The sequence below is a fragment of the Haloarcula sp. KBTZ06 genome (assembly GCF_048595605.1).
Lineage (GTDB): Archaea > Halobacteriota > Halobacteria > Halobacteriales > Haloarculaceae > Haloarcula > Haloarcula hispanica.
This window is the reverse complement of the sequence record NZ_CP184337.1, coordinates 1,997,332-2,021,133: the sequence shown is the minus strand read 5'-3', so window position 1 is coordinate 2,021,133 and position 23,802 is coordinate 1,997,332. Positions and strand designations below refer to the sequence as shown.

Sequence of the window (23,802 nt, the reverse complement as noted above, 5' to 3'; positions counted from 1 at the left end):
AACAGGTTCAAACGGGTCGAACCCTAAACGTAGGTAATGGCGACCCAGTCCTCGCCGCCGGAGTTACCGGACCCGGAAGCGCTCGCAGACACGTTCTACGTCTACGAGGTCGACAGGACCGCCGAGGACGGCGTCCGGTATTACGGCGAGCCGATGACCGAGTCAGAACAGGTCATCCACCGCATCGCACCGGCGTTCCGTCAGCGCGGGTATCGCGTCGCGCTCCAGCGCGAGATGGGCGAGTGGGTCCTGATCGCGCGGGAGCGGTCCCTCGGCGTCGACGGCGTCCCGTGGCTGAACGTCGGACTCGCCGTCCTGACGTTGTTGTCGACACTATACGCCGGGACCCGCTGGTACGGGCTGTCTGTTCTCGACGACCCGACAGCCATGCTCGAGGCGTGGCCCTTCGCCGCCGCTGCACTGGGAATCCTTGCGATTCACGAGTTCGGCCACTACGTCATGAGCCGCTACCACGAGGTGGAGGCGAGCCTGCCGTACTTCCTGCCGTTTCCGAACGTGCTCGGGACGCTGGGCGCGGTCATCAGCATGAACGACCACATCCCCGACCGGAAGGCGCTGTTCGACATCGGCGTCGCCGGTCCGCTGGCGGGCCTCGCCGCGACAATCGTCGTGACCGCCATCGGCGTGACGCTCCCACCGGTGGAGGTAACCCGCGGCATCGTCACGAACATCGAACTCGGCTACCCGCTGCTGTTGCAGGGCATCGCGGCGGTGATGGGTGAACAACTGGAGTACGCGAACCCGCAGCTCCTCCCGAACCCGGTCGTCATCGGCGGCTGGGTGGGTGCGTTCGTGACCTTCCTGAACCTCCTGCCGGTCGGCCAACTCGACGGTGCACACGTCGCCCGCTCGCTGTTCGGCGACCGCCTGTCGCTGGTCCAGCTAGCCGTCCCCGTCGCCCTGTTCGGGCTCGCGGGCTACCTCGTCGCGTTTGAGGGGGGTCGCGCAGCCGGACTGTGGGCGTTCTGGGGGCTCCTGGCGCTGGTGTTCGGTCGGCTCGGGTCGGCGACGCCGCTGGACGAGACGCCGCTGGGGTCGGGCCGCTGGGCTATCGGCCTGGTCACGTTCGTTCTGGGCATGCTCTGTTTCGTTCCAGTGCCGCTCGTCATCACGATGTAGGCTCCTGTGGACCGCCCCACCGACCCCTTACAGCCCGTACGGGTCGTACTCGGGTCTGTTGTCCGTGTCGGCAGAGAGATCATATCGGTCCCGGAACTCAGCGAGTAGGTCGTCAGCGGCGGCGGTGAACAACACGGCGACGCCGTAGGGGCGGGCGTACGAGTCGGCATCGGGTGGGTCGGGGTCGATGAAGATAGCGTCTGTCGGCGGTTCGCCGATACCGGGGAGTTCGGTCAGCAGTGATTCCATCGGCACGAGGCCGGTGAGCACGCTCGGGACGAACGTGCCGCCGGGCAGCGGCGCGCGCGGCTGCACGAAACACTTCGCGACCGGCTCGCCGTCCTCTTCGAGCACGGCGCTTGCCGGGCGTTCGAGCCCCGGTTCCCAGAGGTCGGCCGCCACTTCTGGGACTTCAGCATCCACAGCAAAGTCCATCGCGACCCGGTCGAGCCGCTCGAAGGAAAGTAGCGACCAGGCCTCGTCCGAATCGTCGGGATCACCGCCGAGCGTCGCCTCGACGAGGTCTCCCGTTCGGAGGTCGTCGACTGCTGGCTGGCGTTCGCCGTAGCCGGACTGGTACACGGTGTAGAGCCGCGTCGCGTCGGTGTCAAATAAATTGATGTGCGGGACCGCTTCGACGACGCGGTAGACCCTGAATACGCCCGTACGCTCGTCCATATCTTCCCGACGGGTTCCACCGTCAAGACTCCGCGGACTCACCGCTGCTCAGGCAGCCGTCATGAGCTTGAGCCACTCGGTCAGGCAATCGTCGCTACAGTGGTGGTGGCGCTGTCGACCGCCGTCTGTATCCAGGACCCCGACGACGAGATGCCAGTCGTCGGCGTACACGTGACCGCCACAGACCACGCAATCGCGCACCGTCTCGTCGTCTGTCTGCTTTCCCACGGACACCGACTCGACGTAGTAGGTCCCGCCGAGGGCATACGGCGTTGGCAACTCCATCGAAACCGTCTGAGTCCCACACACCCGTAAATAGCAGGGGTGAACCGACCGGTTCGACGCAACACGGAGGTAGCCTCGGTTCCAAGCCACAGGTATGAGTCAATCTACAGACCTTCCAGACCCGGACCCGGAACAGCTCCGCCTGGCCGTTGAACGGTTGCTCGACGAGACGGTCGACCGCGACGAGGCGCTCCACGTCACGGCCGACGATATTTCGGTCTCTATTCCGATGCGGTTCGGTTCGGACTCCCCGCAAGCGACGTGGCGGTTCGACGGCGACGTGACGATCTCAGTCGACGGTATTCGGGGGCCGCTCAGAGAGTGGGTCGACCTCCTCGAAGAATAGCCGGCATCGGAGCCGAGGCGCTCAGAACGTCTCGACGTGGGGGCGGAGATCGAGTTCCAGCGTCCACGCCGAGCGGTCCTGTTCGACGAGGTGCCAGTACGACTGTGCGATTTCGTCCGGGTCAAGATACGACTGAGTGTCGCGGTCAGCTGCGTCGGCGGCGTTCGTCGGGAGAATCTGACCGTCGATGACGACGTGGGCGACGTGGATGCCTTCGGGCCCGAGTTCTCGGGCCATCGATTCGGCCAGCCCGCGGACGGCGAACTTGGCGGCGCTGAACCCAACTGCGCCGTCGCGGCCCCGGACGGCGGATGTCGCACCGGTGAAGATTATCGTCCCTCCGTCACCCGTCAGCATGTCGTCGCCGGCCTCCTGGGAACAGGCCAGCCCGCCCGCCGGACCGACGGCGAGCGCGCGCTGGAACTCGTCGTGTGAAATCTCCTGCGTTCCCTTCCACGCCCCGCCGCTGGCGTGGTTCACGAGCACGTCGACGGGGCCGAACTCGTCCCGGACCTGCTCGAAGCCTGCTGCGACCTGGTCCGGGATGGTAATATCAGTCTGTACTGCGAGCGCGTTGTCACCGAGGTCTGCCGACAGTGACTCCAGATACGACGCCGACCGGGCGAACAGGCCGACCTGACAGCCTTCGTCGACGAACGTTTTGGCCAGTGACTCCCCGAGGCCCGGACCGACACCTGCGATAACTGCTGTCCGTGACATATGCATACGAACGACTACTAGGTGGATGAAAGTATGGTCACAGCGGCAATGCGGAGTGGAGGGCCGCAATATCCATGGTGGTGACCGGCACCGCAGGGTTCCGTGTCAGTCGTCTCCTCCGTGTGCGTGGCCGATACGCAGCGCCACGGCGTTGAAGACGACGAGCGCGACGAACGCGATCCGCGTCGCCCCGGAGTTCAGGCCGGTAATCAGTAGCGGGAGATATAAAAACGGGAGTGCAATCGCCGTCCAGAACGCGATACCTCGAACGGCGGAGACGAGCGACTCGTCGAACTCCGGGACGGACTCATCAAACTGGGCGAGTAATTCGTATGCGGACGAACTTGACATATGGGGGACCTACCCACGGCTTCTACTGGAGATAGCTTATAACCTCTAGAGGTTTCCGCCCGTTTCGCTTCGTTTCACGCACAGCGGCCCCTAGCCGTTCATTTTATTACCGGCTGAAAGACGCTTAGACGTTTTATCGGCGGTGTAACTGTGGTATAACCTACTGTAACACTCCCAGTCCCGGTGACGCCTCCGGTGGACGTGTACGACCGATTACGGTCCGAGTAGTGACACAGTTACGTCGTGCGCTGTGTCGCTTAGTGTCGTGCTATCGACGACGTGGTCCGGAAGCGACTCCCGCCACTCGGCGAGTCGCTGCTCGTGGTAGGTCCGATGGCGCTCCACCGAGTACGTCTCATCGTCCGCGGCTCGGAGTTCGTCGGCGGTGTCATCGGGCGTCGGATACGACGGTGCATCCGTAGTCAGCAGTGAGTCGGGCTCGATGTGAACCGTGTCATCGTCGTCGTCGGCCTGAATGACGTGGAGACGCGCCCGCATCCGGCCGCTGAACGGTGGTGTGACGCGCAACACGGTCTCTGATTCGTCTGCAGTCGCTTCAATAGCTGCGACGAGGTCGGTGGCGCTTATCGCGATTGATTTGATGTCTGTCGGGTCAGTTTCCATGGCTGAGTCTGTGGGTCCCATTGGTTCAGGCAGTTACATCCGGTTGCTATAGTCCCAGGTGTGGAGACGGTCGGGTGTGATCGTGATCTGGATCTCGCGGCGGTCGGGTGCGAGCAGTCGTTCGGCCAGTGGTGAGTCGGTCCCGCCGAGATAGCGGTGCAGCAGGTCGGTGAGCACCGTCTTGTCCTCGTCTGTTGTCATCGTCGCTGTGCCATTGCCTCTGACGCCGCGGTACGGCGGCTCGTTCGTCGAGACTTCGAATGACACGTCGCCGTCATAGTCGAGGTAGTCGACAACCGCTGCGTCTGCCCCGGTCGCACACTCGAAGACACCGTCAACGAATCGGTACCAGAGCGAGAGCATCCAGGGCCTGTCTGCTGGAGTTCGGCACCCGAGACGGAGTGGAACCGTTTCGGCGCTGAGAAACTGTTCCATCTCCCCGCTCGTCCACGGTCCGGAGACGGTCACCATACACACAGGGTACGGTCGCCGCTATGTTAACATCTCTGGCATGAGTCACTGCCCTGTGACAGCACGCCTCCATGAAAAAGTCAACAGACCAACTGCAGTGTTCTCAGAATCGATAATATGCTGGGTACCTTTATCTTGCTGTTCGGGAAAGTCACCGTGAGAGCAGTACGTGAGTCGACAGGAGGGACAACAAGTGCAAAAGCGTGTTGAGACGGAGGAGGCAACGGTTCTCGTCGTCGACGATGAACAAGATATCGCGGATCTGTATTCGACGTGGCTGCTGACCGCACACGACGTTCGGACCGCACACAGCGGTACGGAAGCGCTCCAGTTAGTCGACGCGTCCGTCGACGTCGTCTTTCTGGACCGGCAGATGCCCGATATGAGCGGTGACGAAGTCCTCGATACCATCGCAGAACGGGGTGTCGACCCGGCGGTAGTGATGGTAACGGCCGTCGACCCGGACTTCGACATCGTCGAGATGCCCTTCGACGAGTACTTGACTAAGCCGGTCAGCCGCGAGGACCTCCTCGACACCGTCTCGGAGATGCTCGTCCGGACCACGTACGACGATCAGGTGCAGGAGTACTTCGCCGTGGCCTCGAAGAAGGCGACGCTGGAAACGCAGAAGAACACCGCGCAACTGGAAGCCAGCGACGAGTACCGGACTGTCAGCGAACGACTCGAAGAACTCCGCGAGACAGCCGATTCCACGGCCGCAGAGATTGACGACTTCGAAGCCGTGTTTCAGGAGTTCCCCGGCGGCGGCCTCTCGTCTGGCTGACCGCTGGCGGTTCTTTTCCCACGAAACTACCATCTACGTCTCCAAACAGTCGTGACAAGCACGACAGCGTTCGGGAGCGACTCGGCGAGGATACCGTCTGCTCGCTCGGAACAGCCCTGCTCGGGCTAGTCGCGTACCGTTTGTTCGGCACGGGCCAGTGATGCTGCTGGCTGCTGGCCGATGTGATCTGGAAAATGCCCGGGGAGGGCTCCGAACCCTCGATCTCCGCATGGCCCAGGTCTGGGGCGTGACGAGCGCCCCGGGGTCATGACGGGTGCACTGCCGCATGAGTCGAAAGACCCTATGAGTGCGGCGCTATGTCCAGCTAAGCCACCCGGGCGCGGGTGCATTCAGCCGTTGGCCGTTAGCCGTCTTGAAGGTTCTCATCTCTGCCGGGACTGTGGCACAGTCCCACGCTTTGTCCGCCTGATCGGCGCTGATAATCGACCCGCGGATTTAAGCCACCACGCAGGTATGCAGGCAGTATGGAGATACCAGACCTCGTCCAGCAGGAACTCGGGGACGAGGAGATCCGGGGCGGTGTCAACCTCGGCGACGAAGACGCGGCCTGTTTCACACCGACCCGGACGCTCGTCTACCGCGGTGAGGGCCTTCTCAGCGACGAGAAGGTCGCCAGCTATCCGCACGACTTCGAACGGCTCACGGTTTCGGAAGGCCGCCGCAAGACCAAGTTCTCGCTCATCTACACCAGTGAGAAGCTCGAACTATCCGTTCCCGGCAGCCGCGGCGATGCCGTCCTCGAACGGCTGCTCGAAGGGAAGCTCACCGTCTCGGGCGGTATCGCCCCAGACGAGAGTCTCGCCGGCGTGTTCCGGTTCAGCGAACTGACGCTGGTCGTCACCGACCGCCAGCTACTCAAGCACATCGGCAACGTCACCTGGGACGCCGACTACGAGGCGTTCTCCTTCGACGACGTGACCGGTCTGGAGTTCGAGGAGGGCAGCGTCGCCACGGCTGTCGTGCTCTCGTTCAACGAGCGGCCAGAGCGCATCAAGGCCCCGTCCGAGCAGGCACCGATGGTCCGGAAAACACTCGAAGAGGCTCTCTTCGCGTACCACGAAGTTGATTCGCTTGCCGACCTCAACGCCAAGGTCGGGGCCGACCCCGAGAAGAATGCTGACGAATCCGGCAACGGTCTCGGCCTCGAATCCGGTATCGACCCGCTCGTGAGCAACGACGAGGAGGGCGGTGACGGCTCCGAAGCTGAATCTGCGAGCGCCGGGACACAGGCCACGACTGCAGCGACCACCGAGCAGGGAACCACCGCCGAAGCCACGACGGATACCCAATCCAGTGACGTAACCAGCGTAGACACCGACTCGGTCGAGCCGGACACCTCGGCAGACCCCGATATCGCTGAACTCGAAGCACAGGTCGCCGAACTGACCGCCGCTGTCGAGGCCCAGAACGAACAGCTCCAGAAGCAGGAGCGCACCATCAAACAGCTCATCAAGGAACTCCGCCAGGGCCGCTGAACGGTCTGTTTTTGACTGCCTGTCCTTCACAACGAGGGGCGCTCACTCCGTCCACGACTTCGCTACTCGCGGCTCACTTCGTTCGCCGCTCGTAATTCCGAGGGCCGCTCGCTTCGCTCGCGCCCCCCGCTACTCCCGCCCTAACACTTTCCGAATACACGTCGACCCGAACGGTCCCAGTTCGCCGCCGTCGAACTGGACGAAGTGGCCCGTACTGATAGCTGCGCCACAGCGCTGACACGAGAACTCCCCCTCGCGGACGACCACGTCGCTGTCGAAGTTCACGTACGACCCCTGTGACCGCGGGCGGACGACGCCGTTCTCGCGCTCGATGAGGCCACGCATCACTGCAGTATCGAGTATCTCGCGCTGGACCTGTGGGTTGGTCGTCACTGTCTCGATACGGTCGAGCGCGTCGGCGACGGACAGCTCCCCGTGTTCCAGATGGGCGAGCAGTTCGACGCCGAGTTCGACCGGATCACGCCTCTCGGACACAATCGCCGATTCAACCCCGAACAACCTAAAAGATACCACAAAGCGTTTGTCGATTGCTACCGCTCAATTGGGTAGATGGACCGCCTCGCGAAGCGACAACTGGTCGGGACTGCCGGGCTGGTGGTAGTCGTCGCCGTCGCGACAACGCTGCTCACCCCCGAGCGGGTGGTAGCCCAGACGACGCATCTCGCCGACCACCCTGTCTACCTCGCGGGCGTCATCGTCGGGCTGTACCTAGTTCGCCCGTTCTTCGCGTGGCCGACGATGCCGCTGTCCGCGTTCGTCGGGTTCGTCCTCGGCGTCAAATACGGCTTCCCGGTCGCACTGATGGGCGCACTCGTCACCTGCCTCATCCCCTACCGGTTCGCGCTCCGGGCCGGCGAACAGGGCGGGATGTTCGGCTGGCTGGGGGACTCAGGCCGCCGGATTATCGAGGTGACCGGCGAGACGCGGGGGGTGCTCGCGGCACGGCTCTCACCGGTGCCTGCGGACCCCGTCTCTTATGGAGCCGGGTTCGCCCGCGTCTCGCCGCGCTCCTTTGCGGTCGGGACGTTCCTCGGCGAGATTCCGTGGGTCGCGGTCGAGGTCACCGCGGGCGCGTCGCTGCGGTCGCTGACGCTCACGGGGCTCAGTGTCGACGCGCTCCCGCACGTCCTGTTGTTCTCCGCGGCACTGGCTGTGCTGGTACTCGCCGGCCCGGCTTACCGCCATGTCAGCGCTCCGAACTCGTCGTGAACTCGAACCGCGCGCCGCCGTCCTCGCTTTCGGTCACCGACACAGACCAGCCGTGGGCCTGTGCGACCTCAACGACGATTGCCAGCCCGAACCCGGTCCCGGTGTCGCTCGTGGTGTAGCCGCGCTCGAACACGTCATCTCGCTCTTCCGGTGGGATTCCCACGCCGTCGTCGGCGACGTAAAATCCGTCGTCCGTTGTTCCGACGGAGACAGTGACCGGGGCTGCGCCGTCTGCACAACGTCCGTGTTCCACACTGTCGTCGGACTCCGTCCGACTGCTCGTGGAGCCGTGTTCTACGCTGTTCCGGAACAGGTTCTCGAACACCGTGCGAAGCCGTGCCGCGTCGGCTTCGACCGCCGCTGTCCCGTGTTTTTCGAGCGTGGCTTCGCCGGTTTCGACATCGATCCAGGCCTGGCTCGCGAGGGCAGCGAGGTCGACCATCGTCGTCTCGCCGACCGTATCGCCCTGTCTGGCGAGCGTCAACAGGTCGTTTATGAGTTCGTCCATCCGATCGGCCGCGGACTCTGCCGCTTCGAGGTGCGAGACGTCGCCCGACGTCCGAGCGACCGATATTCGCCCTTTGACCACGTTCAGCGGGTTTCGCAGGTCGTGGCTGACGACAGACGCGAACTCCGCAAGCTGTCGCTCCCTGTCTTTCCGGTCGCTGATATCGCGGATGACGCCCGCTGTGCCGTTGAACTCCCCGTCCGCGGCTGGAAGCAACGCGATATGGATCTCGATAGGCGTGTGATTCCCGGTCTGGTCGACAATATCCGTTTCGAAGGTCACGTTCTGTCGGGTCGGGTCAGACAGGATGGTCCGGATGAGCTCGCTTCCGCGGTTGATGTCCTCGCCGGTCATGATCGTCGAGATGTGCTCGCCGATCAGCTCGTCCGGTTCGAACCCCGTCAGTTGCTCTATCGCCTCGTTCACGTAGGTGAACACACCCTCGTCGTCGAGGGTGTACACCGGGTCGCCGACGGCCTCGATGATCGTCTCGTAGCGTTCGAGTTCCCGTTCGCGTTGCTTGCGCTCCGTCGTCTCGCGCATCACGCCGACCGAGCCGTCGAAGTTCCCGTCCTCGTCGAACAGCGGTGCGATCCTGTCCTCGTTGATCCGGACTGTCCCGTCAGCGGATATCGTCCGCATCTCGTAGGCCCCCCACGTCCGCTCGTCGTCGTCGAGCAGGTTACAGATGAGTGCTGTCGCTCTTTCGACATCCGTCTCGGGCATGAAACGGACTGGTTCCGAGCCGACGATTTCCGAGCGGTCGTACCCCAGATGGGCGGCCATCGCCTCGTTTACCATCTCTACTGTCCCGTCAGTATCGAGGACGTACATCGGGTCCCCGACGTTTTCGACCAGCGTCCGGTACTCCCTGAGCTCCCGTTCCCGGCGTTTCCGTTCCGTAATATCCCGGCCGATACCGGCAATCCCGAACAGGTCGCCGCGCTCGTCTTCGATGAGCGAGCCCTTGAATTCGTACTGGAGCGCCCTGCCGTCAGCCGTCTCGACACCTGCTTCAACGGTTCCGTATCCGGTCTCCAGCGTCTCCTCGAACACTCGCCATAATTTCTCGTGGTCGGAATCCACGATGAGTTCCCCAATGCCCATCGACGCTAGCTTCTCGTTTGTGTAGCCGGTCACCGACGAGACGGTGTCGTTCCATCGGACCAGACTGCCATCGGGACCGACAACGTAGAACATATCGTCGACGGAGTCGATGAGCTTCTCGGTAAATGCCCGCTGATTCGCGAGTTCGCGCTCGCGCTCCTCGCGCGCGGTTACGTCAGTGATGAACCCTTCGAGGATTTCGACCCCGTCGTCGTCAGTGCCGACGACGCGCCCGCGCTCCCACATCCAGCGGGTCTCACCGTCGGCCGTCTCGATCTGGTAGGAGACTTCGAACGGTTCGTCGGCGGCGATACAAGTCTGGACCGTCTCCCAGAGACGCTCCGTCTCGGATTCTTTGATCAGCGTCCCCCAGGAGACGTCGCCGCTCTCAAGCGCCTCCGAACTGTAGCCAACTAACTCCGTCGCACCGTCGCTGACGAACTCCATCGGCCAATCGGGTACGTTCCGTGCGCGATACACCATCCCCGGCAGGTTCGAGATGAGCGTCGACAGCATCCGCTCGGACTCTTCGAGCGCGGCCTTGGCCCGCCGTTCCCCGACAGCCCGCTCGATACGGTTGGCAAGGACGGTGTACTGGTCCGTCCCGACTCCTTTCTGGAGGTATTCGGTGACGCCAGCGGAGATGGCATCACTCGCGATTTCCTCGTTTCCTTTGCCAGTAAAGAGAATAAAGGGTAGCTCCTCGTACTCCTCGCGGACGACCTTCAGGAATTCGAGTCCGTCCATGCCCGGCATGTCGTGATCGCTGACGACACAGTCAAACGTACGCTCGGACAACCGCTGTAACCCATCTGCCGCGCTTCGCACGGTACAGACGGAGATATCATTGTGAGTTTGCTCCAGATGGACCGCAACGAGATCGCCAAGGTCGGGGTCGTCGTCGACGTGCAGCACCGAAATCTCTCCCCCGTGGCCACTCATATCACTTCTTTCGTTGTTCCAAGATATTAAACCCGCGAGCGTATCGTCAGTAGAACGTGTCAGCGCAGTCATATACGACGCCGTGCTCCGGACAGACGTACTTGCAGTGTCGGTGGTACATTGCCCGTTCACAGAGTGGGCAGGGCCGACCCCCGGGCTGCTCGTCCATGATTTCGTAGAACAGCTCCGCTCGCTTGTGTCTTCCGGAGTTTCGGAACGGAATCCGGACGAAATTGGAACAATCCCTTTTGCGAGGTAGACCCTCGATTGAGTCATGACTGACGACCTCCTTGACTCGCCCGGCGGTCGGCTGCTGGTTAGCGTTGCCGCCGCCGTCGCAGGCCTGGCGGGCTCCTACGCTGTGACCGGCTACGCACCCACATTCATCGCCTCGCCAATCGAGCGGACGCTCGCGCGGTCGATGCCCGGTATCGTCGTCTCGACCGCTATCTCGACGCTCGGCAGCCTCGGCCAACAGCTGAATCTCCTGCTCGCCGTCGGACTCGCGGGGCTGTTCATCGCGCTGGCAGCCAGGGCAGCCATACTCACCGGCCAACTGGCGAACAACCGCGCCCTCCCGGTCGTCGGGACGGCTGTCGTAACCTGGGCCGTGAGCGTCGTTCTCACCGGTGAGGTCATCCTCGCGGCCGGTCCGGCGGTTCCCGCCGCCGCCGTCGTCGGACTTGCACAGGCGCTTGACGGACTCGGTGGCCCGACGTCTCCGCTCTCCTCGAAGCGGCGGCGAGCGCTCTCGACGGTTGGCGCGGCCATCGGCGCGGCGACGGTCGGCTACGCAACTGGCAACCAGCGGTCGGTCGTCGCGACGGGTGACGATGCGCCCGTGCTGAATGCGCCGGGAGCGGACCTCGACGATGTCGACGAAAAGCTCGCCGTCGCGGCAGACTATTCCCTTGGCCTCGGCGATATCGACCCGCTGGTCAGCGAGAACTTCTACGAGGTCGACATCAACTCCATCGACCCGGAACTCTCGACCGCGGACTGGTCGCTCTCCATCACCGGTGCTGTCGAGGAGGAAGTCACGCTCGACTATGAGGATATCATAGAGATGGATGCCGAAAACCGGTTCGTTACGCTCCGCTGTGTCGGTGAAAGTCTCAACGGCTACAAGACAGACACCGCGCTGTGGACCGGCGTTCCCGTCGACAGCCTCCTCAAAGAAGCCGGCGTTCAGAGCGGCTGTGAATGCGTCATGCTCCGGGCTGAGGACGACTACTACGAGGAGTTCCCCATCGACGCGCTCCGGGGCGGGATGCTCGCCTACGGCATGAACGGGAAGGTCCTCCCGCGCGGCCACGGCTACCCCGTCCGAGCACTGGTCCCCGGCCACTGGGGCGAAGTCAACGTCAAGTGGCTCTCGGAGATCGAAATTCTCGACGAGGAGGCCGACGGCTACTGGGAGAAACGCGGTTGGCAGGGGACCGGCCCCGTCAATCCGGTTGCCAAACTCCACCACGAGTCGACGCTTTCGGACGGCCGCCGCCGCATCGGTGGCCACGCCTACGCCGGCCTGCACGGCGTCCAGCGCGTCGAAGTCTCCACCGACGGCGGCGAGACGTGGGCTGACGCGACGCTCTCGGACCAACTGCCGGCGGCCGACGGCAACGGCCCCGCAGAGGACGCGTGGCGACAGTGGGAGTACACCTACGACCTGCCCTCGGGCGGCCACACCGTCGTCGTCCGGATGGTCGACCAGCGCGGCGAACTCCAGCCCGAGGAGGAGACCGACTCCTACCCCAGCGGTCCCTCGGGATGGGTCTCCAAGCAGTACTCGTAGCCTCCGAGTTCCCTCACGCTGGACCGGAACCAATTGTACAGACGGGCCCGATGTGCGCAGAACAGCAGTGATGTGCCGGTCAACTGGGCGTCGCCTGTGAGACGGCGTTCAGGAAAAGATTCAAGCGAGTTGTATACGACTGTATACACATGGGGACAAAGTCCATTCGGCTTGAGGAGGACGTCTACGAGCGGATTAAAGCTCACAAGCGGGACGGAGAGACGTTCTCCGAGGCTATTGACCGACTCACAAGCGAGTACTCGCTGCTGGATTTCGCCGGCGGCTACTCGGCCGACGACGCCGACCGCCACCGTGCACTGCTCGACCAGGCCGACGAGCAGGCGACGGCGGACCGAGAGGACCGGCTCGAACGGCTGGAACTCGACGCTGAATGATTCTCGACACGGAGTTTCTCATCTCCTTGCAGGCCGAGGAGCCCGGGGCAGTCGAGCAGGCGGCGGAACTCGAAGCCGACGGGGTGCCCACGCGTATTCCGACAGTGGTCATTCAGGAACTGTACGTCAGTGTCGGTGCTGGCGGGGACCCGAACGAGAACGCCCGCGCGTACGACGCACTGGTCGCCAACAAACCGGTCGTCCCGCTCGACGAGAACATCGCTCGCCGGGCGGGCGTCCTCGAAGGGGAGCACCTCACAAGCGACTCGAAGCCAACGCTCGGGCCCGGCGACGCGATTGTTGCAGCGACGGGGCTCGTCCACAACGAGCCGGTTGTGACCAACGATACCGACTTCGAGACAGTCGATGGCCTTTCGGTTGCACTGTACTGACCGCTGTTTGCACGCATCCTATGGCAATTGTCCCAGCAACAGAAGCGAGCGGCACATACCGCTGTAGTCGCTATCGTGGGTATGGACGAGACGATTGCCGGCGAGGTCATCCACGTCGTGGAGCCGGCCGAGCACGAGGATTACGACTTCGAGCCCAAGATGGCGTCGCTCGCGGACTCACGCTACGTCATCGTCTGTCGCAAGGGCGGGAAGCCATCGTGGCTCGAACGGATCGCGGCCTTTCTCCGCCGCCAGCCTATCGAGCCGGTGACGCTCGTCGCGGACTCGGCGGCCGAGGAGGGCGCGGAAATCACGGCGGCTGTCGAGGAAACGACGATTACCGGTGTGTACGACGTCACGGAATTCCGGTAGCGGACGCACCGGATACCGACACTAAATATTTCATAGAGTGATAAGAATAACTGATGTTTATTCAGCAAGGGGTAATCTCATCTCCTTTAACTCTCATTATATTCGCACCATCAATTAGATAGAGGGCCTTTGATTCGTAATCCGCTTCTAATTCTTTCGTTGAGTAGTGATACGGGACGTTTACCTCAACATACTTTCCACGATTTGTCTCATTTATTATTTCAGCATATTTCGTTCCAGTTTGCCCTCCAGGTGCACCACTTGCACAAGAAGCATTTTGTAGCTGATTAAAAATATAATCCTCCTCAGCGGATAGTGCTCGTTTTTTTGCACTGTTATTTACCACTAGTTGAGGAGTTTGCTCATCGGTTGTTGTATCCTCACGTAAAGACTCGGTTGATGTGCTGATCTCAGAACTATTCGGAGACACACAACCCGCGCCAACCAGACATAGGACAAGTACTGCCAGAAAGACCGATCGTGAGGAATCCATTACAGTTTGGTTAGTGTTATCGAGTGAATACTTTGTGATCCAACTCATATAGGCCCCATACCGGGTGGACACTCTTGCCGGAACCATTGAGAAAGAGCGGATAATATTAACCAATAGTTTTTGATGATTTAATCAGTATGTCATCTGTATTGACCATTTATCAATAACCGACACGGGGTTTGCGAATAGTTCTATGACACGCTGTTACTAGAAAAGAAACGGCGTCAATCGCGGTGAAAGCCGACTCCGTGTGTCACCGACTCAGCACTCGGACCAGCCACAGGACTCGCAGGTCTTGCAGCCTTCCGAGTAGTACAGCGACAGCGAGCCACAGTCAGGACACTCCGGGCTCTCGCCGGCGTCGATGATGTCCTGCTGGTCGCCACCTGCGTCAGATGCGGCGGCGGCCGCACCGCCGTCAGTCTGGGTCTGCGTGGCGGTCTCGCCGTCGGCCTTCTCGGCAGTCTCCTCCAGCGTGGTCTGGTCGGGGTAGGCCTTGTCGACGTCGCCGTCGAGGTAGCGACGCAGGGCCGTGCCGATGGCGTCCGGGATGGACTGGATCTGCTCGCCCTTGTCCCAGGCGACCTTCGGCGACCGGATGCCCTGCAGTTCGTCGGCGATTTCTTCGGGGTCGACGCCCGAGCGTAGCGCCGTCGAGATGGTCTTGGCCAGCGCCTCGGTGAAGGAGGCGGTGAAGCCGCCGGAGTTGCCGATGTTGGCGAACAGCTCGAACGGCCGGTCGGTTTCGGGGTCCTCGTTGATGTTGACGTAGAGCTTCCCGTAGCCGGTGTCGATGCGCTGGGTCACGCCGTGGAGCACGTCCGGCCGAGTCTGCTTCTCGGCGTACTCGGCGTCCCCGTCGGCGACACCAAGCACCTGTTCGATGGAGTCGTCGATAGCCGCCTGCACGGCTTCGTCTTCGAGGAAGCCCTCGATACCGCCGAAGACCTCCTCGATCTGGGCGACGATCTCGTCGGCATCCATGTCCGAGAACTCCGTGTTCTGGGCGCGCGTCGTCAGCACCTGCTTGCTGCGGGTGCCGTCGCGGTAGTAGGTGACGCCCTTGCCGCCGTGGTCGTAGATGTACTCGAAGACTTCGGCGGCGTCCTCGGTCGTGGAGTCGTTCGGGGCGTTGACCGTCTTCGAGATAGCGGAGTCGACGCCTTCCTGACAGGCAACCTGGATGCCCGCGTGCTGCTTCGCCGAGAGGTCGCCAGTAGTGACGAACAGCTCTCCGATAGCGTCGGGCACGGTCGTCAGCCCGTCGACGCCGTCGAACTCGTTGTTGGCCATCTGCTCCTGGGCTTCCTGTTTGACGGCCTCGACGTCGATGTCGTTGTCCTCCAGCGCGCGGAGGAAGTAGTCGTCGAACTCCACGAGCATCTCGTCGCCCTGCACGTCGTCGGAGACGTTCTTGTAGTAGGCGACGTTGTAGATGGGCTCGCACCCGCCGGTGGTGTTGCCGATCATCGAAGTCGTCCCGGTCGGGGCGATGGTCGTGGTGTTGTGGTTACGGATCGGGTAGCCGTCTTCCCAGTCCGCCGCGTCCTCGCCGGTCTGCTTCTCGAACCAGTCGGGGTAGTCCGTCGGGTTCGCGTACTTGGAGTTGTCCCACTCCTCGAAGGTGCCGCGCTCGGTCGCAAGCTCGTGGCTCGCAGCCTTGGACCCGTGGTTGATGTGGCGCATCGTTTGGCGGGCGATTTCGTTGGCCTCCTCGGTCCCGTAGGCGACGCCGAGCTGGATGTACAGCTGGGCGAGGCCCATGATACCGAGGCCGATCTTGCGCATCTCCCGGACCTTCTGTTCGATTTTCTCGACCGGGAAGTCAGACATCGTGACGACGTTCTCGAGGAAGCGGGTGCCGAGTTCGATGCGGCGGTCGAACTCGTCCCAGTCGATGGCGTCTTCGAGGAACGCGTCGATAGCGGCCTCTTTCGAGTCGTACTCGTCGGCGTGGGCAGCCGACCAGACGCGCCAGTCGGGGGCGTCTTCGGCGGCCAGCGTCGAGAGGTTGATGTGCCCGAGGTTACAGGCCTCGTACTCCTCCAGGGGCTGTTCGCCACAGGGGTTCGTCGCGAGAATCTCGTGGTCGGGGTGTTCCTCCACGTCGAAGGAGTGCTGTTTGTTCACTCGCTCGAGATAGATGACGCCGGGTTCGCCGTTCTCGTGGGCACCCTCGACGATGTCATCCCAGAGCTCTTCGGCCGGAATCGAGAGCTCCTCGCCGACCTCGACGTGCTCGCCGAGACCGAACATGTCGTACAGCTCTTTCGTCTCCTCAGTGACGATGTGGGGCTCCTCGGTGCGGGGGTTGGTGAAGGTGAACTCCTCACCGGCCTTCAGCGCCTCCATGAAGTCGTCGGTGACGCCGACGGAGATGTTGAAGTTCGAGAGGTGGCCCTCGACGGCGTTGCGGAGGTGCTTTGGCACCTTTCCGTCGTCGTCGATGAGTTCGCGAGCCTCCTCCAGCGCCTCGGCGAAGGAGTTGTGCGTGAAGTCGTCCGGGTCGTTCAGGCGCAGCGTCTCGGCGAGCGAGACGTCCTTGTTCTTGGCGTGGATGAACTGGATGACGTCCGGGTGGGAGACGCGCATGACGCCCATCTGGGCACCGCGGCGGGCGCCACCTTGGGCGATGGTCTCGCACATCTGGTCGTAGGTCCGCATGAACGTGATGGGACCGGAGGCGATGCCGCCGGTCGAGCCGACGGGGTCGCCGTACGGGCGGAGCTTCCAGAACGCATAGCCCATGCCACCGCCGGACTGGAAGACCTGTGCGGCCTCCTTGGCGGTCTGGTGGATGTCGTCGATGTCGTCAGCCGGTGAGTCGACGAAACAGGCGGAGAGCTGCTGGAGTTCGTCGCCGGCGTTCATCAGCGTCGGCGAGTTCGGCATGAAGGAGAGCTGCTCCATCTGCTCCTGGAATGCGTCGGCGGTCGATTCGACGTGGTCGCGGACACCCTCGGGCAGTTCCGGGACGACCGTCTCGTAGGCGAATTTGTTGACGTTGTAGACAGAGAGCTCGGTCTCGACGTCGTCGTCGACGGACGTTCCCTTGCCGAACACTTCGTCGGCGAGTTCGTCGCGGCGCGGGTGGTCGGGCTTCAGCTGGTCCGGCGAGACGTGTACGTCGACGTCCTGCTTGTTGGCCTCGAACACGGCCTCGGCGAGCGCGATGTTCTTTGCGACACGGTCGAAGAGGTCTTCGGGTTCCTCGATGAGGTCGCCGTTGGCGTCCTTCCGGAGGTAGCGAGCCGGGAGGATGTTGTGGTAGGCGTTGCCTGTGAGTCGCTCTTCGATAGTGTCACCGTCGGTACGTTTGATCGGGAGCGTGATCTCGTCGGCGGAAAGGTCGCTGTTACTCATCGCCCGCTCCTCCTCCCGACAGCGGCCGTCTGTCGGTCGATACCCCTCGTCGTAGCTACCCGTGATCCTGTCATTTCTGGCGGCGAATACGTATTCATCGATAGCGTTTAATCCTTCTTGTCTGCGATTCGGCGGCGGCCGTAGCAATCTCCGGAGTCGTGGCTACGGTGCTCGACGAACTGTGCTGGTGACGCGTGAAACGATAGTCGCGTACAACGGAATAGATGCCGTCGATTCTCCTTAATACTGTCCAGACCGAAGTGAAAGTGAAACCCCGTCCCTGTGAACCACCAGACGTGAGTGAGATATCCAGTAGAAACTGACGGGGGTTTGCGGGTGGTGATATACGCTCGCTAACAGTGCGTAGGGAGGGAGTAAGGCTGTGTCAGACGCACCGCAGTACTGCGGTTTTGGCAAAACAGGCCTGTCAGTCCATGCGGTGTCGATATGGTGTGGTGGTAGCTCAGTTCGTCCCTGTGCCATCCGGGAACGTGCCCGGTATTCAGTCCGAGGCCGGACCGAATGGAAGGCGAGAGGCGGGACGCTTACAGGTCTGTGGACCGAAGGAGTGTGCGTGCAGTACGACGGGCTCACCAAGGGAATCGCAGTGGTGTTTGGAGGCCTGACAGTCGTCCTGACAGCGGTGGGCCTCGTGATCAATCCCGCGGTACTCTTCCTGGCGCTCATGTTCGGCGTGTCGACGTATTTCATGTACTACCACCTCAGTGGGAAGATGGCCGCGAGCCTCTACGAACGGGTCGAGCGACAGGCGGCACAGAACACGGGGAACGCCCGTCGCGGTGGGTTCGGTGCCGGCCCACGGGAGGAGTGGGAACCACCGCGAGACGGCCGCCGAGCGCGCCGCTCGCGAGCGTCGCAGGGTGGCCAGCGTCGTCGCCAGGGACGGCAGCGACAGCGTCGCCAGGCAGCGGGCGGCCGGCAGCGCCGACAGCGGGTTCAGTCGTCGGGACCGAGTCCGGCGGAGGCCTACCAGCGGCTCGGCATCGAGCCGGACGCCGATCAGGGGACGATCAAGCGGGCTTACCGGGAGAAAGTCAAGGAGGTCCACCCCGACACTGACAGCGGGAGCGAAAGGGAATTCAAGCAGGTGCAAGCGGCCTACGAAACGCTGACTGACGACTGACCGCAATTCCCATATGCAGCGCTCCGAACCCGGACGTATGGACAACGACACGCCGCCGCTCATCGTCGACATCGACGGAACGTTGACTGACGAAAGCCGAGCGATTGACCCCCGCGTCATGCCGGTCCTTCGCGAGTGGCCCGCACGCGTTGTCATCGCGACCGGAAAAGCGATGCCGTTTCCAATTGCGCTCTGTGAGTTTCTCGGCATCGAACGGACGGTCGTCGCCGAGAACGGCGGCGTGGTGTTCGTCGAAGCTACCGACGAGCTCAGGCTCGAAGGCGACCACGAGGCGGCGCTCGCGGTCGGCGAGGCCTATCGCGACCTGGGCCATGACCTGGGATTCGGACAGGTCGACTTGGCAAACCGATGGCGCGAGACGGAACTCGTCGTGTCGCTCGACCAGCCGCTCGAACCGCTGGAGGACCTGGCCGCGGCACGCGGGCTCGTCGTCCTCGACACCGGCTTCGCGTACCACGTTACAGACCCGGTCGTCGACAAGGGGACGGGCCTCGAAGCGGTGTGTGCTGAACTGGACCTCGCTCCGGAGACGTTCCTCGCCGTCGGCGACTCAGTGAACGACGCCCAGATGTTCGACCTGGCTGGAGAGGCCGTGGCCGTCGCCAATGCCGACGAGACAGCGCTCGAACGCGCCGACCGGGTTACCGACGGGACCTACGGCGACGGCTTTCTCGAAGCGGTCGCGCCGTACCGGGAGTGACAGTCGTGTGATTCACTTTTAGACCAGTCGCTAACCAGATGGGCAAACAGGTGACGCCATCGGCGCAACCCAGCACACGGAGCGGCGTCACACAACCGCAAACTCCGTGTGGCGACTCAGTCCACGACCCGGTCTGGCAGCGCCTTCGCGTATAAATATCCGTCCGACTGATACTGTGAGAGATACACTCAGCCACCGCTCTCAGGAGTTCTCTGGAGCCGTAAATCCGGGGAAGGCTTATATCTACCCCACAGTAACGGGTGGGTATGAGCCCCGACCGGGCTGTCCTCCGGCGCGCGCTTGACCGCGGTGAACGGGAGGGCGGCAGCGTCGAGTTCAAAGAACGGCTCACCGAAGATCTCCACCTGTCAGAGGGCAGACTCGAATCCCTTGCAGCGCAACTCCGCCACCGCGTTCTCTCCGGGGATGGGGAGGCGACGTACGTCGTCGGCGTCACCGACGACGGCGGTCTGGCCGGCATCTCACCGGCGGAGTTCTCCGAGTCGATGGACGTACTCAGCCTGCTGGCAGAGGAAGCCGGTGCACACATTGAAGAGGTGAAAACGTGGGGCGTCGACGGCGTCTCGGAGAACGGGTCGACAGCCTCCGATGGCATCGTCGGTGTCGCGACCGTCTCGGAGGGATCGGTCCTCGCGGACGACGACCACATCGTCGTCGGAACCGCCGGCCACGTCGACCACGGCAAATCCACGCTCGTGGGGTCGCTGGTCACTGGTGACGCAGACGACGGGGAAGGCGGGACACGCGGCTTCCTCGACGTGCAACCACACGAAGTCGACCGAGGTCTCTCGGCGGACCTCTCCTACGGCGTCTACGGCTTCGATGAGGACGGTGAGCCGATCCGCATGGACAATCCGCACCGGAAGGACGATCGAGCGCGGGTCGTCGAAGCATCAGACCGGCTCGTTTCCTTCGTCGACACTGTGGGCCACGAGCCGTGGCTCCGGACGACGATCCGCGGCCTCGTCGGGCAGAAACTCGACTACGGCCTCCTGACCGTCGCGGCCGACGACGGGGTGACCGAGACGACGCGGGAACACCTCGGGATTCTACTAGCGACGGACCTCCCGACGATTGTCGCCATCACCAAGACCGATCTGGTGGACGAGGAACGGGTCGCAGAAGTCGAACGGGATGTCGAACAGGCACTGCGGGAGGTCGACAAGACGCCACTTCGGGTCGAGCGCCACGGCGTCGACACGGCCATCGACGAAATCTCCGAGACCGTCGTCCCCGTCGTCACCACAAGCGCCGTCACGAAGGAGGGGCTGGACGACTTAGACGAGATGTTCGAGGCCCTGCCAAAGACCGCCGGGGAGGTGGGCGACTTCCGCATGTACGTCGACCGGACGTACAACGTCCAGGGAGTCGGCGCGGTCGCCTCGGGCACCATCAAATCCGGCGAGGTCGAAGCTGGCGACGAACTGCTACTCGGCCCGATGCAGGACGGGAGCTTCCGCGAGGTCGAGGTCCGGTCCATCGAGATGCACTACCACCGGGTCGACGAGGCAAAGGCCGGTCGCATCGTTGGTATCGCACTGAAAGGCGTCCGCGAGCAGGACATCGAGCGCGGGATGGTCCTGCTCCCGGCCGACGCCGACCCCTCGCCCGTCCGGGAGTTCGAAGCCGAGGTGATGGTGCTGAACCATCCGACCCGCATCGGCGACGGCTACGAACCCGTCGTCCACCTCGAAACGGTCAGCGAGGCCGCGGCCTTCTATCCAGAGGGCGGGCAGTTGCTCCCGGGCGACGCGGGCAAGGCCCGGGTTCGGTTCAAGTGCCGTTCCTACCTCGTCGAGGAAGGCCAGAAGTTCGTCTTCCGCGAGGGGAGTTCGAAGGGCGTCGGGACCGTCACCGACATCGACCCGGCGGAGTAGCGGTCCGCTGTCTCACTGGTCTTTCCCGTCTTCAGTCGGCTGTCTGTAGCCGTCAGTCGTTTTCTCGGCGAGTCCGAACAGTACGGCCCACTCCAGCAGATTCGCCGTGCGCTCCTGCCAGACGGCTTCCCAGTCAGCGTGACGCTCTCGCTCCCAGCGGGGAATCTCAGCCCGAAGGGCATCGAACGCATCATCAGTATCTACCGGCTCCGAATTGAGAGCCTCAACGAGCACGTCGACGCCGAAGACTGATTTCTCGAACGCTGTTGCGAGGGCCGCCTGGTCGTGGTCGGTCCGCGTCCGGTAGTAGCCCCGGTCGCTCTCGGCGACCAGTCCCAGCGCCTGTAGGAAAACCAGATATTTTTGGGCCGTTTCGCGGTCGGACACGTCAGTCGCCGTCTGAATCGCGCGACAGCAGTCGGCCTCGCTGTCGGGGACGAGCGGAATCGCGTCTCTGGCGCTCTCCAGAAACGAGTGCGAGCGGGCCGGTGGCGCGACCTTGTAACGCATACCCGATTACAGGCCGAAGCTCTCGGCCAAGACGCCCTCGCTCGTCCCACCGACGACGTGCGTGTCGCCGCCGACCACGTCGATGGTGACCGCCGCGGGGCCGAACAGTTCGACGGGGAGCTCCGCGAAGTCCCAGCCGACGTCCTCGAAGACGCCTTCCAGCGGCTCGCCGTATTCTTCGGCTGCGACGGAAGGCACCTGGTCGAAGCGGTCGAAGGACTCGTCGACAGTGAGGTGGACCTCGCTGCCGTAGGCGAGCGCGTCCGTGGTCCGGGCCATCGCGGTCGCTTCGTCGCCGGCGACCGGCGCGACCGGCGCGCGGCCGCTGGCCGACAGCACCGACACCGGGTCGAAGCCGAGTTCGGCCAGCCGGAACACGGCCAGTTCGGCGGCCCGGGCCGCGGCGACGACGCTCCCGGTGACACTCGCGGTTGCGAACGACGGCAGGAACACGCCCGTCTCGGGGACGCCGGTGCGCTCGGCGACCTGGCTCGCAACGTCCTCGTCCGGCAGTTCGTCGGTTTCCAGGGCCAGCACGGCGAAGTCGGCGTCCTCGCGGTAGCCGATGCGCTGGAAGGCCTCCTCCTCAGCGACGAGCGCGCGTGCGGGACCGCTCCCGAGTGCCTGAAAGTCGTCGACAGTCAGTTCCCAGCCGCCCTTTTGTGAGCACAGCAGGGCCAGCGCCGGGTGGTCCGTCGACAGTTCGACGTGGTTCAGCGGCGCGCCGTCGACGGTGGCCATCGTGGACTGGACCGTCGCCAGCCCGGCCGTCTGGATTTCCGCGAGTAGCATGCCGGCTTCGACAGCGCCGGGGACCTCGACGCCGAAGTCCAGCACCGCGGCGTCGCCCTCCAGCGCGTGTACGTCTATCGTGAGTTCGTCGGCGAAGTCGATGGCCTCGTCAACGAGTTCCGTGGCCATCCGATTGAGACTGTCCATACGCCGTCTTTGGCACCCTTCCCTTTAATCTCCGCCTTCGGCCGCGTCGCTTCTGGCTGCCCGACCCAGATGCTCCTCAACGGCGTTGACCTTGTCCCGCGCCTGCTGGTCGACGGTCCGCTTGTCGTCGATCTTCAGGAACGTGCTCACGCGGTCGCTCTGCTCGCCGACGGCCTCGTGAGCCGCGTGGGTGGCCGCGAACAGCTCCTCGCTGTCCTCCGCTTCGATGATGGTCCCCATCGGCGTCGTCTCGTATTCGACGTCGAACGCTTCCAGCGCCGCGACGGCGTCGGCGACGTAGGAAGACATGCTCCCTTCGATGACCGGTGCGACCGAGAGAAACCCTATGCAGGTCATACCGGTTCCGACGCGTGCCCGCGACCTAACCGCTGTGGTACTCGCCTGGGGACTGGACCGAAGAAACTCCCGTTCGAAGCGCTTACTCGCCTTCCTCGACCGGAGCCCCGCGAGCGTTCGTCTTCACGCTCTGGAGGCCCTGCTTCGCCTTCTGCTTGGAGGCGTAGCCCTGTCCGCAGTCCGCGATTATTTCCCCGTTGTCGTGGCGGAGCCGCCAGCGCGCCTTGCCCTCGCTGTCTTTGAAGAGTTCGAACGTCGCTTTGCTGCCCCCCTCTTCGACAACACCGTCGTCGTCTTTGGACTCGTCGACGACGTACGCGCCGGGTGCGTTGGATTTGACGCTTTCGAGCCCCTGTTCGGCCTTCTGCTTGGAGGCGTAGCCTTCCCCGCTGTCGGCGATGATGTTTCCGTTGTCGTGGACGAGCCGCCAGCGGTACTGCTCGGCATTGTCCTCGTACACCTCGAAGGTCGCCTTGCTCGCAGCCACGTCAGTCGCTACCTCCCCCTCGTCTTCGTCCCACTGCATATCGATTTCAAGTGTGACAGTGCCGTCTTCCTGCTCGACCTCAACCTCGAACTCGGATTCGGCCGGCGGCGTGACCGTCACAGTCTGTTCCTCATCTGCCGGGGCCGGCTCACCGCGGCTGAGCCTGTTCGCCAGCCGTCGGAAGTACGACGCAATTCCTCTTCGGCTCCGCGTTTCCTGTGACTCGTGGACCGTCTCGTCTGTCATACAACCGG

At 63.3% G+C, this 23,802-nt stretch carries 27 protein-coding genes and 1 tRNA gene; 12 read left to right on the top strand and 16 right to left on the bottom strand.

The window, feature by feature from the left end; all coding sequences use genetic code 11:
* Window positions 1-36: 36 nt before the first annotated feature.
* Entirely contained in the window at window positions 37-1,140 is a 1,104-nt protein-coding gene (locus ACNO8S_RS10555; protein WP_420181883.1) for a site-2 protease family protein, read from the top strand.
* Between the two features lie 27 nt (window positions 1,141-1,167).
* On the opposite strand, the gene ACNO8S_RS10550 is transcribed toward ACNO8S_RS10555, so the two are convergent.
* Both ACNO8S_RS10550 and ACNO8S_RS10545 read right to left on the bottom strand, forming a co-directional pair.
* Window positions 1,168-1,818: a hypothetical protein gene (locus ACNO8S_RS10550; protein ID WP_420181882.1), complete on the bottom strand. Its 651-nt coding sequence runs from the start codon at window positions 1,816-1,818 to the stop codon at window positions 1,168-1,170.
* A gap of 48 nt (window positions 1,819-1,866) precedes the next feature.
* Window positions 1,867-2,103: a DUF7576 family protein gene (locus tag ACNO8S_RS10545; RefSeq protein ID WP_420181881.1), complete on the bottom strand. Its 237-nt coding sequence runs from the start codon at window positions 2,101-2,103 to the stop codon at window positions 1,867-1,869.
* A gap of 94 nt (window positions 2,104-2,197) precedes the next feature.
* Here ACNO8S_RS10545 and ACNO8S_RS10540 point away from each other — a divergent pair, with 94 nt between their 5' ends.
* Window positions 2,198-2,449, top strand: a complete 252-nt coding sequence (locus ACNO8S_RS10540) for a hypothetical protein (protein ID WP_014040896.1) — start codon at window positions 2,198-2,200, stop codon at window positions 2,447-2,449.
* Window positions 2,450-2,470: 21 nt separating this feature from the next.
* Here the strand turns inward: ACNO8S_RS10540 and ACNO8S_RS10535 are convergent, their stop codons facing one another.
* From ACNO8S_RS10535 to ACNO8S_RS10520, 4 genes are all read right to left on the bottom strand, one after another.
* The gene (locus tag ACNO8S_RS10535) at window positions 2,471-3,169 is read right to left on the bottom strand and encodes an SDR family NAD(P)-dependent oxidoreductase (protein WP_420181880.1); all 699 of its coding nucleotides are present in this window, start codon (window positions 3,167-3,169) and stop codon (window positions 2,471-2,473) included.
* Between the two features lie 105 nt (window positions 3,170-3,274).
* Entirely contained in the window at window positions 3,275-3,520 is a 246-nt protein-coding gene (locus ACNO8S_RS10530; protein ID WP_014040894.1) for a hypothetical protein, read from the bottom strand.
* Between the two features lie 213 nt (window positions 3,521-3,733).
* On the bottom strand, window positions 3,734-4,165 hold the full coding sequence (locus ACNO8S_RS10525) for a hypothetical protein (protein ID WP_420181879.1): 432 nt from the start codon (window positions 4,163-4,165) through the stop codon (window positions 3,734-3,736).
* Between the two features lie 12 nt (window positions 4,166-4,177).
* Window positions 4,178-4,615, bottom strand: a complete 438-nt coding sequence (locus tag ACNO8S_RS10520; RefSeq protein WP_014040892.1) for a pyridoxamine 5'-phosphate oxidase family protein — start codon at window positions 4,613-4,615, stop codon at window positions 4,178-4,180.
* 193 nt (window positions 4,616-4,808) lie between these two features.
* On the opposite strand from ACNO8S_RS10520, the gene ACNO8S_RS10515 reads away from it, so the two are divergent.
* Window positions 4,809-5,399, top strand: a complete 591-nt coding sequence (locus ACNO8S_RS10515; protein ID WP_014040891.1) for a HalX domain-containing protein — start codon at window positions 4,809-4,811, stop codon at window positions 5,397-5,399.
* 195 nt (window positions 5,400-5,594) lie between these two features.
* Here ACNO8S_RS10515 and ACNO8S_RS10510 read toward each other — a convergent pair.
* Window positions 5,595-5,739: transfer RNA gene (locus ACNO8S_RS10510), tRNA-Met, on the bottom strand.
* 145 nt (window positions 5,740-5,884) lie between these two features.
* Here ACNO8S_RS10510 and ACNO8S_RS10505 point away from each other — a divergent pair.
* The gene (locus ACNO8S_RS10505; protein WP_014040890.1) at window positions 5,885-6,895 is read left to right on the top strand and encodes a DUF7115 domain-containing protein; all 1,011 of its coding nucleotides are present in this window, start codon (window positions 5,885-5,887) and stop codon (window positions 6,893-6,895) included.
* Between the two features lie 129 nt (window positions 6,896-7,024).
* On the opposite strand, the gene ACNO8S_RS10500 is transcribed toward ACNO8S_RS10505, so the two are convergent.
* Window positions 7,025-7,414, bottom strand: coding sequence for a DUF5830 family protein (locus ACNO8S_RS10500; RefSeq protein ID WP_008312872.1), 390 nt, complete (start codon window positions 7,412-7,414; stop codon window positions 7,025-7,027).
* Between the two features lie 51 nt (window positions 7,415-7,465).
* Here ACNO8S_RS10500 and ACNO8S_RS10495 point away from each other — a divergent pair, with 51 nt between their 5' ends.
* On the top strand, window positions 7,466-8,125 hold the full coding sequence (locus ACNO8S_RS10495) for a TVP38/TMEM64 family protein (RefSeq protein ID WP_014040888.1): 660 nt from the start codon (window positions 7,466-7,468) through the stop codon (window positions 8,123-8,125).
* Here ACNO8S_RS10495 and ACNO8S_RS10490 read toward each other — a convergent pair.
* Window positions 8,103-10,682, bottom strand: a complete 2,580-nt coding sequence (locus tag ACNO8S_RS10490; protein ID WP_146417076.1) for a PAS domain S-box protein — start codon at window positions 10,680-10,682, stop codon at window positions 8,103-8,105. The two genes, ACNO8S_RS10495 and ACNO8S_RS10490, sit on opposite strands and share 23 nt — an antisense overlap.
* A gap of 46 nt (window positions 10,683-10,728) precedes the next feature.
* Window positions 10,729-10,851, bottom strand: a complete 123-nt coding sequence (locus ACNO8S_RS10485; protein ID WP_004591539.1) for an HVO_2523 family zinc finger protein — start codon at window positions 10,849-10,851, stop codon at window positions 10,729-10,731.
* A 105-nt stretch (window positions 10,852-10,956) separates the two neighbouring features.
* On the opposite strand from ACNO8S_RS10485, the gene ACNO8S_RS10480 reads away from it, so the two are divergent.
* From ACNO8S_RS10480 to ACNO8S_RS10465, 4 genes are all read left to right on the top strand, one after another.
* Window positions 10,957-12,477 (top strand): sulfite oxidase, encoded by a 1,521-nt coding sequence (locus tag ACNO8S_RS10480; RefSeq protein WP_420181878.1) that lies wholly within the window; start codon window positions 10,957-10,959, stop codon window positions 12,475-12,477.
* 149 nt (window positions 12,478-12,626) lie between these two features.
* Window positions 12,627-12,872 (top strand): antitoxin VapB family protein, encoded by a 246-nt coding sequence (locus ACNO8S_RS10475; RefSeq protein ID WP_191450597.1) that lies wholly within the window; start codon window positions 12,627-12,629, stop codon window positions 12,870-12,872.
* Window positions 12,869-13,264, top strand: coding sequence for a PIN domain-containing protein (locus tag ACNO8S_RS10470; RefSeq protein ID WP_191450596.1), 396 nt, complete (start codon window positions 12,869-12,871; stop codon window positions 13,262-13,264). The genes ACNO8S_RS10475 and ACNO8S_RS10470 overlap by 4 nt, the downstream gene beginning before the upstream one ends.
* Before the next feature lie 81 nt (window positions 13,265-13,345).
* Window positions 13,346-13,636 carry a DUF7526 family protein gene (locus ACNO8S_RS10465; protein ID WP_014040885.1) on the top strand — a complete coding sequence of 97 codons (291 nt, stop codon included), beginning with the start codon at window positions 13,346-13,348 and terminating at the stop codon, window positions 13,634-13,636.
* A 61-nt stretch (window positions 13,637-13,697) separates the two neighbouring features.
* On the opposite strand, the gene ACNO8S_RS10460 is transcribed toward ACNO8S_RS10465, so the two are convergent.
* Together ACNO8S_RS10460 and ACNO8S_RS10455 are read right to left on the bottom strand one after the other, a co-directional pair.
* Complete coding sequence (locus tag ACNO8S_RS10460; RefSeq protein ID WP_151103619.1) at window positions 13,698-14,129, bottom strand: hypothetical protein; 432 nt, start codon at window positions 14,127-14,129, stop codon at window positions 13,698-13,700.
* Window positions 14,130-14,390: 261 nt separating this feature from the next.
* On the bottom strand, window positions 14,391-17,492 hold the full coding sequence (locus tag ACNO8S_RS10455) for an adenosylcobalamin-dependent ribonucleoside-diphosphate reductase (protein ID WP_420181877.1): 3,102 nt from the start codon (window positions 17,490-17,492) through the stop codon (window positions 14,391-14,393).
* A gap of 574 nt (window positions 17,493-18,066) precedes the next feature.
* Between ACNO8S_RS10455 and ACNO8S_RS10450 the strand changes: the two genes are divergently transcribed.
* The 3 genes from ACNO8S_RS10450 (at window position 18,067) to ACNO8S_RS10440 (ending at window position 21,255) form a co-directional block, all read left to right on the top strand.
* Window positions 18,067-18,636: a J domain-containing protein gene (locus ACNO8S_RS10450; protein WP_014040883.1), complete on the top strand. Its 570-nt coding sequence runs from the start codon at window positions 18,067-18,069 to the stop codon at window positions 18,634-18,636.
* A 37-nt stretch (window positions 18,637-18,673) separates the two neighbouring features.
* Window positions 18,674-19,357, top strand: coding sequence for a phosphoglycolate phosphatase (locus tag ACNO8S_RS10445; protein WP_014040882.1), 684 nt, complete (start codon window positions 18,674-18,676; stop codon window positions 19,355-19,357).
* Window positions 19,358-19,623: 266 nt separating this feature from the next.
* Window positions 19,624-21,255, top strand: a complete 1,632-nt coding sequence (locus ACNO8S_RS10440) for a GTPBP1 family GTP-binding protein (protein ID WP_420181876.1) — start codon at window positions 19,624-19,626, stop codon at window positions 21,253-21,255.
* Between the two features lie 12 nt (window positions 21,256-21,267).
* On the opposite strand, the gene ACNO8S_RS10435 is transcribed toward ACNO8S_RS10440, so the two are convergent.
* From ACNO8S_RS10435 to ACNO8S_RS10420, 4 genes are all read right to left on the bottom strand, one after another.
* A complete protein-coding gene (locus ACNO8S_RS10435) occupies window positions 21,268-21,765 on the bottom strand; it encodes a hypothetical protein (protein WP_014040880.1) in 498 nt (165 codons plus the stop codon).
* A 6-nt stretch (window positions 21,766-21,771) separates the two neighbouring features.
* Complete coding sequence (gene mch, locus ACNO8S_RS10430) at window positions 21,772-22,704, bottom strand: methenyltetrahydromethanopterin cyclohydrolase (protein ID WP_014040879.1); 933 nt, start codon at window positions 22,702-22,704, stop codon at window positions 21,772-21,774.
* A 24-nt stretch (window positions 22,705-22,728) separates the two neighbouring features.
* On the bottom strand, window positions 22,729-23,061 hold the full coding sequence (locus ACNO8S_RS10425) for an MTH1187 family thiamine-binding protein (RefSeq protein ID WP_064287669.1): 333 nt from the start codon (window positions 23,059-23,061) through the stop codon (window positions 22,729-22,731).
* Between the two features lie 82 nt (window positions 23,062-23,143).
* A complete protein-coding gene (locus ACNO8S_RS10420; protein ID WP_050007733.1) occupies window positions 23,144-23,794 on the bottom strand; it encodes an HVO_2922 family protein in 651 nt (216 codons plus the stop codon).
* Between the last annotated feature and the right edge of the window lie 8 nt (window positions 23,795-23,802).